The following is a 15,467-nucleotide window of genomic DNA, read 5'->3' on the forward strand; positions in this document are numbered from 1 at the left end:
TTATCCCGGCAGCATAGTGAATCTCACCCCGATAAATCAACCAGCGCAATGCGCGCGGAGGGTGTGATGCAAACTTACCAGACAGGCGATAGCCTGATTTTCAAAGTGCCGGAGCGCGAGATTACCCTGCAGCCGGCGGCGCTCTATCCAGAGGCGTTCCCGGTAGCGGAGGCGGAGGCCGTTATTCAGCCGATTGCGCTGTCAATCCACAGCTGGGTGGTGCAGACTCCCCACGATCTGATTGTTATCGATACCGCCACCGGCAATGGTCGGGAGCGCGGCGGCAATCCACTCTATCATCAACTTAACACGCCGTATCTGGAGAATCTCCGCGCCGCGGGAGTGAACCCGGAGGACGTGACCCTGGTGCTACTGACTCACCTGCATACCGACCATGTCGGATGGAATACCGTCTGGCAGGACGATCGCTGGGTGCCGCTGTTTCCCAACGCCCGGTATCTGTGCTCGGCAAAAGAGCTGTCGCGGGTGAAAAACAGCGAACGCTACCGGGCGCTGTGGCTCGACAGCCTGCTGCCGGTGATCGAGGCCGGCCAGCTGGAAACCGTCGATGTGGCGGCCCGGCCGCGGGTCGGCGGGCGGATCGCCTTTGTTCCCACCCCCGGCCACAGTCCGGACCATGCCGCGCTGATCCTCGCCGCCGGAGATGATTACGCCTGTTTCTCCGGCGATCTCCTTCATTCCCCGCTCCAGTTTGCCCATCCGCAGTGGAACTCAGCGTTCTGCGGCGATCCCCGGCAGGCGGAAGCCTCGCGACGGGAGATGATGGCGTGGGGAGCCAGCCATCATGCTCAATGGTTCACCGGGCATTTTGCCGGGTCTTCCTGCGGCTGGCTGGAGGAGGATAAGCAAGGTGACTATCGCTGGCGAGAGGCCGGGCAACAGGCTGCAGATAAGGGGAACAGTGATGAATAATGCGCAAAGCGTGTTGGTTTTTGGCGCGACCGGTCAGCAGGGCGGCTCGGTGGCGCGGGCGCTGCTGCACCGCGGCTGGCGGGTTCGGGCGCTGGTCAGGGATCCTTTCTCCGCCGGGGCCGTCGCGCTGGCGGCACGGGGAGCCGAGCTGGTGGTGGGTACCTTTGAAGACCGGGCGGCAATGCGATCGGCAATGGCCGGGGTCGACGGCGTCTTCAGCGTCCAGCCCAGTTCGCCGGGAGGGACGGTGACCGATGAGCAGGAGGTACGCTACGGGATAACCATCGCCGATCTCGCCGTCGAGTGCGGGGTGAAGCATCTGGTGTACAGCTCCGGCAGCGCGGCGGGGGAGACGCCCACCGGCGTAGCGCATTATGACACCAAAGCGGAAATTGAACGGCATATCCGCCGCCTGCCGCTGGCGGCGACCATCGTGCGTCCCGCCACCTTTATGGAGCTGTTGGTGATGCCCGGTTTTGGCCTTGATGAAGGTCATTTTCATTTTTTTATGCTGCCGGAGGGGAGGATGCAGGTGCTGGCGGTGGAGGATATCGGCCATCTAGTCGCGGCAGTTTTTGCCGCGCCAGCGCGGTTTGCCGGCAAGACGTTTGAGATCGCCAGCGACAGCGTGACCGGCCGTCAACTGGAGGCGTTATTCTCCGCGGCGGCGGGACGGCCGATCCCCTATTCGCGATTTTCCGATGAGGTGCTGGCCGCCAGCCCTTTTCTGCACAAGCTGACCGGGCTGGTGGACGACGGGCGGCTGGCCGGGCACGCCGACCTCGACGCCATGCGCCAGCTGCACCCGCAGCTGCACACCTTCGCCGGCTGGCTGTCCGGCCCTGGCCGTCCCGCCTTCGAGCGGGCGCTGACCAGCGGGGCCAACTGGGCGTTTAATCGTTAAAGGCGGGCGTACCGGTCACTCTCGAGGCGTGCTGTCTCGTCGGTGGCTGGCCGCCGCTAGGCGGCAGTCAGGATCGCGTCGGCCAGCACCGCTAAAATCCGCTCTGCGCGCGGGGCATGGGAGGGCTGCTCCCGTAGCCAGGCAAGCGCGGCAATCAGATCGAACAGTTCGTCTCCGCTGAGATCTGGCCGTGCCTGCCCGGCCTGCTGCGCGCGGGTCAGCAGCGACGTACCGGCGGCGCGCAGGGCAACGCAGGCGCTGTGCAGGGCGGACTCAGGATCGTCGATGGCGCTCATCAGCGGGGCGATGATCCCGCGATGCTGATGGGTAAACGCCACGCTCTCGGCCAGCCACTCCAGCAGCGCCGCGGCAGGATCGGCGGCGAGCAGAAGCGACTCAGCCCGGGCGGTTAGCGCCGCAAAGCGGCTGCGGAGCAGGGCTTCCAGCAGGCTGTCGCGGTTGGGAAAGTGGCGGTAGAGGGTTCCCATTCCGACGCCCGCCCGGCGGGCGATATCGCGCAGCGAGGCCTCGGCGCCTTGCTCCACGAAGACGTCCCGGGCCACGTCGATTAACAGATCATAATTTTTTCTGGCATCAGCTCTCATTGGCGTTCCTTGACAATCGGAGCACTGCTCCATATATTCGGAACAGTGCTCCGTTAAATATAACGCATTTCCATATGAGGAGAAAGCGATGTCGACGCAGATGATGAAGGCTGTTCAACAGCACGCCTTTGGCGGGCCGGAAGTCCTGAGCTATGACGATGCGCCACTGCCGGTGTTGCAGGCTGGCGAGGTGCTGGTGCAGGTGCACGCGGTGGGCGTGAACCCACCGGACAGCTATCTGCGCGATGGCTATCAACAGCTGCCCCCGGAATGGCGGCCCGAGGTCCGCTTTCCCTTGATCCTCGGGACCGATCTCTCCGGGATGGTGGTGGCGCGGGCGGATGACGTCCGGGAGGTGGCGGTCGGCGACGAAGTCTACGCCATGGCGCGTTTTCCCGAAGGGGCGGCAGGGGGCAGCCGCGCTTACGCCGAGTACGTTAGCGTGCCGGTCAGCGACCTAGCCCGCAAACCCCTAACCCTGAGCCATCAGCAGGCCGCCGCAGTGCCGATGTCGCTCCTCACCGCCTGGCAGTTCATGATCGATCCCGGGCATGAGGTGGCGAATCCGCTGCAGCCGGGGCCGCATCGGCCGGTGCCGCTGGCGGGTAAACGCGTCCTGGTCAACGGCGCGGCGGGCGGCGTTGGTCATTTCGCCGTACAGCTGGCGAAGTGGCAGGGCGCCGAGGTGATTGCCGTCGCCGCGGGCCGCCATGAAGCCTTTTTGCGTCAGCTCGGCGCCGATGCTTTTATCGACTATACGACCACTGCGGTTGAGGAGGCGGTGCGTGACCTGGATCTGGTCATCGATGCCCCGGGCGGGCCGGCCAGCGGCCGTTTTCTGCGTACCCTGCGGCGCGGCGGCGCGCTGTACCCGGTCTTTCCGCTCGGTTTTGCCGTGGCGGAAGAGGCGCGACAGCGCGGAGTGACGGTCTCGACCACCCAGGTACGCTCCAGCGGCGCGCAGCTCGCCCGGCTTGCCGACCTGCTGGACGCCGGGGTCATCCGGGTGGCGATTGACAGCGTTTTCCCCCTTGCGCAGGCGCAGATGGCGCACGAGCGAGCGGTGCAAGGTCGTCTGCAGGGCAAAATTGTGCTGTCGGTGATGGACTCCTCAGCGGAGTAACCCCCGGCGGCCTGGGTTACGTGTTTTCACTTCCCCCGGCGGCGGACTAAAACAGCGCCAGCCGGGCGAGACGGTCCAGCGCGTTGCTCAGCGCGTCGTCGCCTGCCGTGAGGCTGATGCGAATAAACCCTTCACCCCCTTCGCCAAAACCAGTGCCTGGCGCCACCAGAATATGCGCTTCCTGCAGCAGCAGGCGGGCAAACTCCTGCGAACGGTAGCCGGGCGGCACGCCGAGCCAGAGGAAGAAAGTGCCTTGTGCGGCACGCGCCGGCCAGCGCAGCGCAGCCAGTCGACGCAGAACCCACTCCCGACGTTGATGATAGACCGCCGTCAGCTGCGCAATCCGTTCGGCCGGCAGGTTGAGCGCGGCGATCGCCGCATCCTGAATCGCGCCAAACACCGTGCTGTAGCTATGGGTGTGCAGCTTTTTAAACGCCTGGATAATCGAGGCGTTGCCGACCGCGAAGCCGAAGCGCCAGCCGGCCATATTAAAGGTCTTGGAAAAAGTATAGGTTTCCACTCCCCATGCTTTCGCGTTGGGCTGGGAGAAGAGGCTCAGCGGCGCATCGCTGGCCGCGCTGCCGATGGCCGCATAGGCAAAATCATGGAGGATCGGCACCTGGTGACGACGGGCAAATTGCAGAGCGCTGGCGAACAGCGCCGGCGTGGCGAGGGCGCCGGTTGGATTATGCGGGTAGTTAAGCACCACCAGCCCGGCCTTGTCAGCCACCTCCCGGGGGAGGTCGTTAAAATCCGGCAGGAAATGGTTCTCCGCCCTGAGCGGCAGGCCATAAAACGTTGCCTGGGACTGCAGCGCCGCTGAGCTGTAAATCGGATAGCAGGGATCGGTGGAGATCAGATATTGACCGGGGCTGAGCAGCGCCCGCGGGATGCCGCCAATGCCGATATGCGAACCCTGAAACACGGCGACTTCGCTGTGCGGATCGAGTTCCACATCATACTGCCGGCGATAGAACTGGGCGATCGCCTCGCGTACCTGTGGTTTGCCCCAGAACGACGGGTAGCCATGGTTTTCACGACGATGAATGGCGCTCTGCAGCGAGTCAATCACTTCCGGCGGAGTGGGTTGATCCGGACTGCCGCTGGAAAGATCGATCAGCGGTAGCGCTTCGGTGTTGACCTCCGCGGCCAGTTTTTCCAGCAGGCTGAACAGATTCTCTTCCAGCGCGTCCACCAGCGGCGAAGCAGTAAAATCAGGCATAACATTCCCGGTGTAAGTCACGAATAATTAGCCATCTTTAAGGGATTTATTGCGCCTGGCTAAATAACAAAAAACGCAAAGGATTCTTGTTTTTAGGATATGTCGATATAGCAAAAGTTAATGAGGAATTAGCAAAAGGAAATCCGGCGTTCTGGCTTACAACCCACAGTCGGCTGTGATTTAATCGCTCAATATCGCCAACCTTCCAGGAAAATACCTTATGAACAAGTCAGTTGCGCTCGGGATGACTCTCGCCCTGTTGTCGGCCACCTCTTTTTATGCCGCCGCCGACGAACATCTTATTCGCGTCGGCTTTAACCCCGGGCCGTATAAAGAGCAATTTGAGAAAGGCGTCGCGCCCTATTTATTGAGTAAAGGGTATAAAATCGAATATAAGGATTTCAGCGACGGTATTCAGGTGAATGACGCGGTAGCCCGCGGGGATATCGAAGCGAATATTATGCAGCATCCGGTATATCTGAAAGCAATTAATGAGCGGCTGGGGATCGATAACGTGGGCATTGTGCAGGTCCCCACGCCGCCGATGGGGCTGTACGGCGGTAAACTGACCACCCTGGGGACGCCGGCGGCAGGGACCGTCGTGTCGGTACCGAACCAGCCGTCGAACGAATATCGCGCGGTGCTGGTGTTACAGAGTCTGGGCTGGGTGAAGGTCAAACCGGACAGCGACCCCGCCACTTTTTCGCAGCGCAATATCGTTGACAATCCGTACAAAATTGTCCTTAAAGAGATGGATAATGCCCAGCAGGTTCGCGCTCTGCCGGATGTCGACTATGGCCTGATTCAGGGCAATTTCGCCGTCTCCAGCGGTATGTCCCTGACCTCGGCATTAAAGCTGGAGGCAGCCACCAGCCATTTTATTAATGTCGTGACCGTCGCCGGTAAAAATCAGAAGGCGCAGTTTGCCAAAGATATTATCGATGGCTACCACTCTGCCGATTTCAAAAAATATATTCTCAGCCATCCGCAGTATGATGGTTACCTGCTTCCTGATTATTTAAAATGAATAACGCGATGATAGAGTTTCGCCACGTCAGTAAAAGCTTTTCCAGGAAAGGACATCCGGTTCTGGCCCTGCAGGATATTAATCTCAGCATTGAACGAGGCGATATTTTCGGCATTATTGGCTACAGCGGGGCAGGAAAAAGCACCTTATTACGGCTGATTAATCGTCTGGAAACGCCTGGCGAGGGCGAGGTGCTGTTAAACGGCGAGCCGCTACAGGCCTGCAGCGGCCAGCGCCTGCAGGCCATCAAAAAAGATATCGGCATGATCTTTCAGAATTTTAATCTGCTGAATTCGAAAACCGTTTTCCATAACATCGCCATCCCGCTGATTTTACAAGGCCGCGACAAGGCCTTTATCCAGGCGCGGGTGGCGGAACTGCTGGCGTTCGTCGATCTGAGCGACAAAATCCACAGCTACCCTAATGAGCTGTCGGGTGGACAAAAGCAGCGGGTCGGTATTGCCCGGGCGCTGGCCACCAACCCGTCGGTACTGCTGTGCGATGAAGCCACCTCGGCGCTCGATCCCCACACCACGGTGCAGATCTTACTGCTCTTGCAGGAGATTAATCGCCGCTATGGCATCACCATCGTACTGATCACCCATGAGATGTCGGTGATCCAGAAAATCTGTCACAAGGTGGCGGTGATGCAGGCGGGCCGTATCGTTGAGCAGGGGACGGTTTTCGACCTCTTTGCCCAGCCGCAGCATCCGGTAACGGCCAGTTTCGTGCAGTCGGTGGTGCACGATCGTCTGCCGCAGCGGGTGGCGTCGCTCCTGCAGCGCGATAACGGCGCCCGGGCTATACGCCTCGAATTTATCGGCGCGACGGCGCAGCAGCCGATCATTAACCACCTGATCCGCGAGTATGCTGTCGAGGTGAATATCCTGTTTGCCAGCATGTCTGAAGTTCAGGGCCGGATTCTGGGATTTATGATTGTGCAACTCCTCGGCGAGCCTGACGAAACCGACCGCGCCATCACCCATCTGGCCGATGCAGGAGTGAAAATCACCCATGTTTGATCTTATTGATACCGCCATTACCGGCGATCAGTTTCTGCTGGCGCTGCATGACACGCTGATTATGGTCGCCGTCTCGCTGGGCTTTGGCGCGCTGATCGGCGTACCGTTAGGGATTGTGCTGGTAGTTTGCCGTCCCGGCGGCATCGTGGCCAACCCGGTGGTGCATCAGGCGCTGAATCCGCTGATTAACGTGCTGCGTTCGCTGCCGTTTATCATTTTGCTGATTGTGATCCTGCCCTTTACCCGACTGCTGGTGGGCACCACTATCGGCACCGCGGGGGCCATCGTGCCACTGATCGTTTTTGTCGCCCCCTACATTGCCCGGCTGGTGGAGAGCTCACTGCTGGAGGTGGATGAGGGGATCCTCGAAGCCGCGGATGCGATGGGCGCGACCCCCCTGCAGACGGTCTGGCATTTTATGCTGCCGGAGGCGGCAGCGTCGCTGATTCTGGCCCTTACCACGGCGACCATCGGCCTGCTTGGTGCGACCGCCATGGCAGGAACGGTGGGCGGCGGCGGTATTGGCGACCTGGCGATCACCTATGGCTATCAGCGCTTCGACGCCTTTGCCACCCTCACCACCGCCCTGGTGCTGATTGTGATTGTCCAGCTCATTCAGACGCTGGGCACCCGCCTGGCTCGCCGACTGCGTCGCGAATAACCGTCGTCCCGCCCCGGGGTAACCGCGGTTCGCGGGACAGCGGCTTAGCGCGTGGAGACCGCGGCAAAGGCATGGGCGACTCGCGCAATATTCCCGTGGTTGAGCCCGGCCACGCAGACCCGACCGCTGGCGATCAGGTAAATGCCGTACTCTTCACGCAGGATGTCCACCTGCCGGGTGCTAAAGCCGGTATAACTGAACATGCCGCGCTGGGTCAGCAGATAGGAAAAATCACCCTCCGGCTGGGCGGCCTGCAGGGCCGTCACCAGCGCGACGCGCATGGCGCTGATGCGGGTGCGCATGGCTTCCACTTCTTCCTGCCACAAGGCGTTCAGCGCGGGAGCGTTGAGCACCTGCGATACCACCTGGGCGCCAAACCCCGGCGGGCTGGAGTAGTTGCGCCGCACGGTGGCTTTCAGCTGGCCCAGCACGCGCCCGGCGATATCGGCATTGTCGCAGACCACTGACAGGCCGCCAACCCGCTCGCCATACAGCGAAAATATCTTGGAAAACGAGTTGCTGACCAGCGCCGTCAGCCCGGCGCTGGCGATGGCGCGAATGGCATAGGCATCCTCGTCCAGTCCGCGGCCGAAGCCCTGGTAGGCGATATCAAGGAATGGGATCAGCTCCCTGCCGATCAGCACCTCAATCACGCGATCCCACTGCTCGCGGGTGAGATCGGCCCCCGTCGGGTTATGGCAGCAAGGGTGAAGCAGCACAATGCTGCGCGGCGGCAGTTGCTGGAGGGCGGCGAGCATAGCGGGGAAATTCACCCCGCGGGTGGCGCTGTCGAACCAGGGATAGGTATGTACCTCAAAGCCGGCGCCGGCAAAGATGGCAACGTGGTTCTCCCAGGTTGGATCGCTGACCCAGACCGCGGAGTCGGGGAAGTAGCGCTTGAGGAAATCAGCGCCCACCTTCAGCGCGCCGGAGCCCCCCAGCGTCTGGATGGTGGCGATGCGTCCGGCACGCAACGCCGGATGATTGTCGCCAAACAGCAGGGTCTGGACCGCACGGCGATAGGGCGCCAGCCCCTCCATCGGCAGATAAAGGCTGGCCTTTTGCTGCTGACTCTGCAGCCGGTCAGCGGCCTGACGGACCGCCTCCAGCTGGGGAATAATGGCCTGCTCGTTATAGTACAGCCCGATGCTGAGGTTAACTTTGTCTGCCCGGGGATCCTGTTGAAAGGCTTCCATCAGCGACAGGATAGGATCGCCCGCATAGGCGTCAACGTTCTGAAACACAGTGGTTACTCCTGAAATGACCGTCAAAGGTGAAGCCATTACACCGCGTAGCGTCCGGGACGGTGGTTCATGGCGATAATCGAATTCAAAATCACGGCGCCGAGGATAGAGACCAGCAGCATCGGCAGGCTTACTACCCACAGCGAGGCGGTGACGATGCAGGCGTCAACCACCATCTGGAATTTACCGGCGCGAATGCCGCTTTTGTCCTGCAGATAGAGGGCCAGAATATTAACGCCGCCGAGGCTCGCTTTATGGCGAAACAGCACCACAAAGCCGATGCCGACCATGATGTTGCCGAAGAGGGTGGCGTAATAGGGGTTCAGGCGATCGACATGAATAAAGTAACCGTGCAGGTCAGAGAACAGGGACACCAGTCCGACCGCGCAGAATGTTTTCAGCGTGAAGGCGGCGCCCATCCGCCGGACGGAGAGCCAATAGAAAGGCAGGTTAATGACGAAGAAGACCACGCCAAACGGCAGGTGGGTGGCATAGTGGATCAGAAAGGCCATACCTGCCGTTCCGCCGGTCAGGGCACCGGCCTGGCGAAATAAAATAATGCCAAAGGAGATCATCAGCGTGCCGAACAGCAGCGCCAGGGTATCCTCCAGCCAGGTGTGGGTCAGTTTTTCGGGGGAAAGGATATTATCCATAAATAAGCACTATCTTTTCGTTAACAAGGATAAGTCCTTGTTTGCAAAAATCGCACCAGAGGAGGGGGCCGGGCGATCGTTTGCGGAAAAAACAGGCGCTATTCAGCCTAACGTATTGTTATGCCAAAAAGAGAAAATTGCACGACTCATGCGATTTTCTGCGTTACATTGCGCAAACCGTGCAAATTATCACGCTGTGATGCATTGACTAACCCTGCGTTTGCACCAGCGCAGGGCATCATGCCCTGATTCAGCGCAGCGGATCCGGGCCCGGCATCAGCTGGCCATTCTCTTTAAGGCGGTTGAGTATCACCGCGGTTTTCAGGTGGGCGACCCCTTTGTTTTGCGCCAGAATATGGCTGATCAAATGGCTCAGACCGGGCAGGTCCGGGACCGTCACCCGCAGCAGATAATCGGCGTCGCCGGTGGTTTTCCAGGCGTCCAGGATGGCGTCCACTTCACTGAGCATCTGGTGAAAGCTCTCCACGCATTGTGGGGTGTGATTCAGCAAGCGCACTTCTATCAGGCCCAGCATTTCCTGCCCGGCAGCATCCGGCGCCAGCCGCGCATGATAGCCGAGGATAAGCTGCGCCTGTTCAAGGGCGATGCGGCGCCGTGAACACTGGGAGGCGGACAGGCCGATGAGATCGCTCAGTTCCTGATTGGTCAAACGGCCATTGGCCTGCAGCAGGGTGAGAATTTTCAAATCATAGTCGTCGATGTTGTACATGGTGGCCACTAGTGGAACGTCAGAGTGGTTAACAGCCTAACAGCTTTTTGCCCGCCGTGAAGTCTGACGACAGGGCGGCGACGCCGGCGCACCAAAACGGGTCAGCTTTATGCATGAGGAGGCTATTTTTCTCATGATATGTGCGATTTCAGGCGGTTTATTGCGCGTTATGTTTGGCCTGGCGGCGCATGACTCACGCCCCAGAGCAGACGGATAAATAATATTTTAATAAAATTCAATATATTGCTCTTGCTCTTATGGCGGGATGCTGCGCCCTGGCCTGAAAGTTGCTATCGCCGAAGGTGACTTTTTTACAGACAGGGGCAGGTCAGAGATGACAACGCAGCAAGAGCATCAGTTAAAACGTGGGTTAAAAAACCGCCACATCCAGTTGATCGCCCTCGGGGGCGCGGTCGGCACCGGACTGTTTTTAGGTATCGCGCAGACGATCCGTATGGCAGGCCCCTCGGTCCTGCTGGGCTACGCCATCGCCGGAGCGATCGCCTTCTTCATCATGCGACAACTTGGCGAGATGGTGGTAGAGGAGCCGGTGGCGGGGTCGTTCAGCCATTTCGCCAACCGCTACTGGGGGCCTTTCGCCGGGTTTATGTCCGGCTGGAATTACTGGGTGTTGTATGTGCTGGTGAGCATGGCGGAGCTGACGGCGGTGGGGATCTATATTCAGTACTGGTGGCCGGAAGTACCCGCCTGGCTGTCGGCGGCGATCTTCTTCGTGGCGATCAACGCCATCAACCTGACGAATGTCAAAGTGTATGGCGAGCTGGAGTTTTGGTTCTCGATTGTCAAAGTGGCCGCCATCATCAGCATGATCGCCTTTGGCAGCTATCTGTTATTTAGCGGCCACGGCGGCCCGGCGGCGACGGTGGCCAACCTGTGGCAGGACGGGGGATTTTTCCCTAACGGTATCACGGGCTTAGTAATGGCGATGGCGGTAATCATGTTCTCCTTCGGCGGGCTTGAGCTGGTGGGGATCACCGCGGCGGAAGCCGACGAACCGCATAAAACCATTCCCAAAGCCACCAACCAGGTGATCTACCGTATTCTGCTGTTTTATGTGGGTTCGCTGGCGGTCCTGCTGTCACTCTATCCCTGGCGTAACGTCGTGGAGGGGGGTAGCCCCTTTGTGCTGATCTTTCATGCCATTGACAGCAATATTGTGGCCAACGCTCTCAATCTGGTGGTGCTCACCGCCGCGCTTTCGGTCTACAACAGCTGTGTGTACTGCAACAGCCGGATGCTGTTCGGCCTGGCTCAGCAGGGCAATGCTCCGCGGGCGCTGCTGCGGGTTAACCGCCGGGGGATCCCGTTGACCGCGCTGGCGGTATCTGCCGTCGCCACGGCGCTTTGCGTGGTGATTAACTATGTGATGCCTGGTAAAGCGTTTGGCCTGCTGATGGCGCTGGTGGTGGCGGCCCTGGTGATTAACTGGGCGATGATCTGCATCACCCATCTCAAGTTTCGTCGCGCTATGCAGCGGGCCGGGAAGGTAACGGCCTTCCAAAGCCTCGGCTATCCCCTGACTAACTGGCTGTGCCTGCTGTTTCTCGCCGGGATCCTCGTGGTGATGTATCTGACTCCCGACATCCGCATCTCCGTCTGCCTGATCCCGGTATGGCTGCTGATCCTCGCCGCAGGCTATCTGCTGCGGAAGAAAAGCGCCCCGGCGCTGGTGGTGATGAAAGAAGGTTAATCGCCAACACCCTGCCGGGCGGCAGGGTGATATTCTCATCGTGAAAATAACGTCAATACTTCTAGTGGATTTTATAATTCCTATAAATGATAACCGGACATGTTAATCTGGGAATAGATGACATGAACATGCTTTTTATTGATCTTGCGTGGCGCTTTGGTAATATCCCGACGGCATTCAGGTTTATTTTATAATGCCACCGAATGGAATAGTAAAATACATAATGGAGTATGGGATGAAGCATGTTCATAAACTGGTCTGGATAGGCCTGTTCGTCAATATTATTATCTGTTTTGTCGCGCGAAATTTATTACTCGATGAAGGACAGCTGAACTTTCATCATCGGGCGGACAGCATGTGGTCCTGGCTGGTGCTCGCTCTGTTTATCGCCGTGGTGGTTCAGGCCGTCAGTATTATGTTGTCGGGCCGCTATCCTTATCTGGCCATCGTGCTGGCATTTATTGGCGGTATCGTGATGGTGCCCGCCAGCATGATCTTTCTGGTTGGCTGTATGTTCAGCTTTCAAACGCGGATTAACGCCGGTTTTACCCCGTGGCGGTCAACAACCGGGGCGATGGGCCGCGACGATAATCACCAGCTATTAACCTTTAATGCATCCGGTTTTTATCCGCAGGGGGCGCTGGCGCTCATCGCCGGCATTATTATCTTAATGATTGGCATGGGTATTGGCGGGGTATTTATTGCCGCCGGCATTGTTGCGCTGTGCAATGGCTATCGTCTGCAGAATCGGGTGGTGATTGGCGTGAGCGGCGAGTCGATGATATTTACACCGGGGCTCTATGCCGATACCTACGTTATTCCGTTAGGTGACGTTGTGCTGGCTGAGCGCGGGAATAATGATGCGAAAGTTCGGCTACGGATCCGTTCCAGCGGCAGAAGCTTCACGTTGCGTAAAAAACTGCTCGCCGGCGATAACGTTAATGATGCCTTCGCCGCCATTCTGGCCAAACTGTCCACGGTTTAAGGCCGACGGGGAAGGGAAGCCGCCAGGAGAGAAACACCTGGCGGCGAAAGCGTGGGTTAGCATGCGCGTTCATCGCGCCAGCCTGCACCCACGCCCTACAGCACCAGGTTGCATGTTAATCCACGTTGGTAAAATAATCGCGCGCGGCGGTCTCGACGCGTTTCGCATCCAGCCCGGTCTTCTCAGTGATCTGTTCGATAAACGGTTTAAATTTCTCGTCCATCACGTTACCCCCGTCCCAGTGGGCGACGTAAAATTTGCACTGATAGCGATAAAAATGGAGAGTGGTATCTCCTAACGTGTAGTACATGAGCTTCTCCTGTCCATTAATGCGGTCGCCGCGTCCACAGCGTCAGCAACCCTTTTCTCATCACGATCGATCTGCTCTCTATCCTCCTCCCAATTGGCTGAAATTTCCAGCGGTGCTTTGCGCTATAAAGCAGGATAAAAGAGGGTTAGATTGCGGACGAGTAGTGATTTTTTCTGAAATGGAACGGAGGAACCGGTTACCTGCGGGATGCGCAGATAACCGGAGAGCAGGCAGGATTAGCGCAGCGCGTGGCGCTCGTCGTCGGTCAGGTCCAGGGTCTGCACCATGCCGCTTTCTGCAGCGCGCACCGCCGCTTCCAGAACGGCCATTACCGCCAGCGCTTCAACCGGCGGCACCGGATTGGCGATCTGACCGTTCAGCGCGTCGCGGATCTGCATATAGTACTGGCGCTGATCGCCCTGCGGAGTGGCCTGAGAGTGGGTCTGCAGCGAGGCGTCATAGATCACCAGCTTGTCATCATCCTGACCCCAGCCGGCACTTCCCGGCTCCACGCCCGCCAGCAACTGGCTCTCCTGCTGGTCGGCCCGCGCTTTGATCACGCTGCCTTTATCGCCGTGCACGGTGAAGCGCGAGGAGCCGCCCGCGACCAGCATGCTGCAGTGCAGGATCGCTTTATGCGCCGGGTAGTTTAATACCACATGCGCCCAGTCGTTGATCTCCGCGCCGTCGCGCAGGGTGGCGATATTGCCTTGTACCGACTGCGGCAAACCAAACAGCTGCAGCGCCTGGTCGATCAGGTGGGGCCCCAGATCGAACCATAAACCACTGCCCGGGACGTTATGCTCACGCCAGCGGACGCGAACTTCCGGACGGAAGCGGTCAAAATGCGACTCGAAGTGTTTCACCGTGCCGATGGCGCCCTGCTCAATGACCTGACGGATCCCCAGGTAGTCGCTGTCCCAGCGGCGGTTATGGAAGACCGAGAGCAGGCGCTGTTTCTCCTCAGCCAGGGCGATCAGCTCCCGGGCTTCCTGCATATCGAGGGTAAAAGGTTTATCCACCACCACATGCTTGCCGGCGTTCAGCGCCAGGCGGGCCAGCGGCGCGTGGGTGGCGTTGGGGGAGGCGATGACCACCAGATCGACATCCGGATGCTGAACCGCTGCCTCCGGGGAGTCGATGACCGTGACATCCGGCAGGTCGCGTTTGACTTTCTCTTCATCGCGCGAGGCGACGAACGCCAGATTCAGACCCGGCACTGAACGGATAAGCGGCGCGTGGAAGGTCTTACCGACGAAGCCATAGCCAATCAGGGCGATATTTATTGTGTTGTTACTCATCAGGTTCTCCACGCGGTTAAGCGTCAGCAATGTGTACAGAGAGGGCGGGGTCATCCCCCAGCTCAGCCCAGGGACGATCAAGAAAAAGATGGTGAATGTCGCTGAGCCCGGCCACCAGCCACGGCTCGCAATGGTTGACTTTGGTATGATCTGCCACCAGCCAGTGCTCTGCGCTGGCGGCCAGCATGGCGCGCTTCACGTCAGCATCGGCCTCCTGGCTGGCGCTCAGCCCCAGCCCGGCATGAAGCGCGCAGGCGCCGAGAATGGCGATGTCGGCCCGGTAGCGGGCGACCAGCGACAGCGTAGCGCTGCCGGCGAACAGCCGCTGTTCACTGTCCCACTGGCCGCCAAGCAGGATCAACTGGATATCGGTACGGTCGCTAAACAGCTGGGCGATATCCAGCGAAGGCGTGATCACGGTCATCGGCCCTTTAAGCTGGGCGGCGACCGCCAGCACCGTGCTTCCGGCGTCGAGAAACAGCGTCGAGCCGAGGGGGATGCGCGCGGCGACCTGCTGACCCAGGCGCTGCTTGGTCTGGGGGAGCAGGGCGTTTCGACCCTGGCGCGTCATCGCCGGGACGTTAAGAGCGATGGCGCCGCCGTGACTTTTCTGCAGGACACCCTGTTTTTCCAGTTCGCTCAGATCCCGGCGAATGGTATCGGCGGAGACCTGGAGCCCTTCGACCAGTTCGCTGATGCTTAGCTGGCCGTTTTCACTCAGCCTGTCGAGGATGTGTTTTTGTCTGGCGAGCTTATGCATGGCAAGCGACTCCGCAAATTAACGCAATAAACAGCATAATACAGCAATGAGTGACAAAATAAACCGCAAAAAAACGCAGTGAGATCGGCAAAACGGGAAGAACTTGATTTCACTACGCTTTAACGTTAAATGAGGAGTGCAGCGCGACCCGGGGCGAAAGCGCTTTTTAATGAAGCTATTAGCCCTACTTACCGGGCAATAAAAAGCGAAAAAGCGCGCTTTCGCGTACCTTATAGAGAGTGCGCGCAATGTGACAGGTATGGATTAACGGAGGTT

General features: G+C 59.2%; 16 protein-coding genes. 8 read left to right on the forward strand and 8 right to left on the reverse strand.

Annotation, left to right across the window (positions count from 1 at the left end):
• The first annotated feature begins 63 nt into the window (after positions 1-63).
• Both NKJ21_RS02490 and NKJ21_RS02495 read left to right on the forward strand, forming a co-directional pair.
• A complete protein-coding gene (locus NKJ21_RS02490; RefSeq protein WP_163613296.1) occupies positions 64-933 on the forward strand; it encodes an MBL fold metallo-hydrolase in 870 nt (289 codons plus the stop codon).
• Positions 926-1,837 (forward strand): NmrA/HSCARG family protein, encoded by a 912-nt coding sequence (locus NKJ21_RS02495; RefSeq protein WP_044643832.1) that lies wholly within the window; start codon positions 926-928, stop codon positions 1,835-1,837. Before NKJ21_RS02490 ends, NKJ21_RS02495 begins: the two co-directional genes overlap by 8 nt.
• 56 nt (positions 1,838-1,893) lie before the next feature.
• Here NKJ21_RS02495 and NKJ21_RS02500 read toward each other — a convergent pair whose 3' ends face one another.
• Positions 1,894-2,442, reverse strand: coding sequence for a TetR/AcrR family transcriptional regulator (locus NKJ21_RS02500; protein WP_038422425.1), 549 nt, complete (start codon positions 2,440-2,442; stop codon positions 1,894-1,896).
• 88 nt (positions 2,443-2,530) lie between these two features.
• On the opposite strand from NKJ21_RS02500, the gene NKJ21_RS02505 reads away from it, so the two are divergent.
• Entirely contained in the window at positions 2,531-3,565 is a 1,035-nt protein-coding gene (locus NKJ21_RS02505; RefSeq protein WP_049152824.1) for an NADP-dependent oxidoreductase, read from the forward strand.
• A 46-nt stretch (positions 3,566-3,611) separates the two neighbouring features.
• Here NKJ21_RS02505 and NKJ21_RS02510 read toward each other — a convergent pair whose 3' ends face one another.
• A complete protein-coding gene (locus tag NKJ21_RS02510) occupies positions 3,612-4,787 on the reverse strand; it encodes an aminotransferase class I/II-fold pyridoxal phosphate-dependent enzyme (RefSeq protein ID WP_254732683.1) in 1,176 nt (391 codons plus the stop codon).
• A 220-nt stretch (positions 4,788-5,007) separates the two neighbouring features.
• On the opposite strand from NKJ21_RS02510, the gene NKJ21_RS02515 reads away from it, so the two are divergent.
• Genes NKJ21_RS02515 through NKJ21_RS02525 form a run of 3 tightly spaced genes read left to right on the forward strand, consistent with a single transcriptional unit; the run spans position 5,008 to position 7,497 of the window.
• Positions 5,008-5,814 carry a MetQ/NlpA family ABC transporter substrate-binding protein gene (locus NKJ21_RS02515; RefSeq protein WP_012968382.1) on the forward strand — a complete coding sequence of 269 codons (807 nt, stop codon included), beginning with the start codon at positions 5,008-5,010 and terminating at the stop codon, positions 5,812-5,814.
• Between the two features lie 8 nt (positions 5,815-5,822).
• Positions 5,823-6,836: a methionine ABC transporter ATP-binding protein gene (locus tag NKJ21_RS02520; protein ID WP_008805160.1), complete on the forward strand. Its 1,014-nt coding sequence runs from the start codon at positions 5,823-5,825 to the stop codon at positions 6,834-6,836.
• Complete coding sequence (locus tag NKJ21_RS02525) at positions 6,829-7,497, forward strand: methionine ABC transporter permease (protein ID WP_004892563.1); 669 nt, start codon at positions 6,829-6,831, stop codon at positions 7,495-7,497. The genes NKJ21_RS02520 and NKJ21_RS02525 overlap by 8 nt, the downstream gene beginning before the upstream one ends.
• 44 nt (positions 7,498-7,541) lie before the next feature.
• Here the strand turns inward: NKJ21_RS02525 and NKJ21_RS02530 are convergent, their stop codons facing one another.
• From NKJ21_RS02530 to NKJ21_RS02540, 3 genes are all read right to left on the reverse strand, one after another.
• Complete coding sequence (locus tag NKJ21_RS02530) at positions 7,542-8,741, reverse strand: amino acid aminotransferase (RefSeq protein WP_012968380.1); 1,200 nt, start codon at positions 8,739-8,741, stop codon at positions 7,542-7,544.
• Positions 8,742-8,779: 38 nt separating this feature from the next.
• Positions 8,780-9,394 (reverse strand): YitT family protein, encoded by a 615-nt coding sequence (locus NKJ21_RS02535; protein ID WP_002902402.1) that lies wholly within the window; start codon positions 9,392-9,394, stop codon positions 8,780-8,782.
• A gap of 250 nt (positions 9,395-9,644) precedes the next feature.
• Entirely contained in the window at positions 9,645-10,124 is a 480-nt protein-coding gene (locus NKJ21_RS02540; RefSeq protein ID WP_008805158.1) for an Lrp/AsnC family transcriptional regulator, read from the reverse strand.
• A gap of 334 nt (positions 10,125-10,458) precedes the next feature.
• Here NKJ21_RS02540 and NKJ21_RS02545 point away from each other — a divergent pair, with 334 nt between their 5' ends.
• Together NKJ21_RS02545 and NKJ21_RS02550 are read left to right on the forward strand one after the other, a co-directional pair.
• Positions 10,459-11,835 carry an amino acid permease gene (locus NKJ21_RS02545; protein ID WP_016160889.1) on the forward strand — a complete coding sequence of 459 codons (1,377 nt, stop codon included), beginning with the start codon at positions 10,459-10,461 and terminating at the stop codon, positions 11,833-11,835.
• Between the two features lie 235 nt (positions 11,836-12,070).
• Positions 12,071-12,820, forward strand: coding sequence for a hypothetical protein (locus tag NKJ21_RS02550; RefSeq protein ID WP_008805156.1), 750 nt, complete (start codon positions 12,071-12,073; stop codon positions 12,818-12,820).
• 115 nt (positions 12,821-12,935) lie between these two features.
• Here NKJ21_RS02550 and NKJ21_RS02555 read toward each other — a convergent pair whose 3' ends face one another.
• From NKJ21_RS02555 to NKJ21_RS02565, 3 genes are all read right to left on the reverse strand, one after another.
• Positions 12,936-13,130 carry a hypothetical protein gene (locus tag NKJ21_RS02555; protein ID WP_008805155.1) on the reverse strand — a complete coding sequence of 65 codons (195 nt, stop codon included), beginning with the start codon at positions 13,128-13,130 and terminating at the stop codon, positions 12,936-12,938.
• Between the two features lie 236 nt (positions 13,131-13,366).
• Entirely contained in the window at positions 13,367-14,485 is a 1,119-nt protein-coding gene (locus NKJ21_RS02560) for an oxidoreductase (RefSeq protein WP_254732685.1), read from the reverse strand.
• A complete protein-coding gene (locus NKJ21_RS02565) occupies positions 14,448-15,191 on the reverse strand; it encodes a DeoR/GlpR family DNA-binding transcription regulator (protein ID WP_012541956.1) in 744 nt (247 codons plus the stop codon). The genes NKJ21_RS02560 and NKJ21_RS02565 overlap by 38 nt, the downstream gene beginning before the upstream one ends.
• Positions 15,192-15,467: the final 276 nt, after the last annotated feature.

Origin of the sequence: Klebsiella sp. SWET4 (genome assembly GCF_024296565.1) — a bacterium.
GTDB lineage: Bacteria > Pseudomonadota > Gammaproteobacteria > Enterobacterales > Enterobacteriaceae > Klebsiella > Klebsiella variicola.

Excerpts from the sequence above, each read along its gene's own strand:
- NKJ21_RS02565 (WP_012541956.1), bottom strand. The coding sequence starts at position 15,191 with ATGCATAAGCTCGCCAGACAAAAACACATCCTCGACAGGCTGAGTGAA.
- NKJ21_RS02510 (WP_254732683.1), bottom strand. The coding sequence starts at position 4,787 with ATGCCTGATTTTACTGCTTCGCCGCTGGTGGACGCGCTGGAAGAGAAT.
- NKJ21_RS02550 (WP_008805156.1), top strand. The coding sequence starts at position 12,071 with ATGAAGCATGTTCATAAACTGGTCTGGATAGGCCTGTTCGTCAATATT.
- NKJ21_RS02515 (WP_012968382.1), top strand. The coding sequence starts at position 5,008 with ATGAACAAGTCAGTTGCGCTCGGGATGACTCTCGCCCTGTTGTCGGCC.
- NKJ21_RS02545 (WP_016160889.1), top strand. The coding sequence starts at position 10,459 with ATGACAACGCAGCAAGAGCATCAGTTAAAACGTGGGTTAAAAAACCGC.
- NKJ21_RS02500 (WP_038422425.1), bottom strand. The coding sequence starts at position 2,442 with ATGAGAGCTGATGCCAGAAAAAATTATGATCTGTTAATCGACGTGGCC.
- NKJ21_RS02540 (WP_008805158.1), bottom strand. The coding sequence starts at position 10,124 with ATGTACAACATCGACGACTATGATTTGAAAATTCTCACCCTGCTGCAG.
- NKJ21_RS02555 (WP_008805155.1), bottom strand. The coding sequence starts at position 13,130 with ATGTACTACACGTTAGGAGATACCACTCTCCATTTTTATCGCTATCAG.
- NKJ21_RS02495 (WP_044643832.1), top strand. The coding sequence starts at position 926 with ATGAATAATGCGCAAAGCGTGTTGGTTTTTGGCGCGACCGGTCAGCAG.
- NKJ21_RS02505 (WP_049152824.1), top strand. The coding sequence starts at position 2,531 with ATGTCGACGCAGATGATGAAGGCTGTTCAACAGCACGCCTTTGGCGGG.
- NKJ21_RS02525 (WP_004892563.1), top strand. The coding sequence starts at position 6,829 with ATGTTTGATCTTATTGATACCGCCATTACCGGCGATCAGTTTCTGCTG.
- NKJ21_RS02535 (WP_002902402.1), bottom strand. The coding sequence starts at position 9,394 with ATGGATAATATCCTTTCCCCCGAAAAACTGACCCACACCTGGCTGGAG.
- NKJ21_RS02520 (WP_008805160.1), top strand. The coding sequence starts at position 5,823 with ATGATAGAGTTTCGCCACGTCAGTAAAAGCTTTTCCAGGAAAGGACAT.
- NKJ21_RS02560 (WP_254732685.1), bottom strand. The coding sequence starts at position 14,485 with ATGACCCCGCCCTCTCTGTACACATTGCTGACGCTTAACCGCGTGGAG.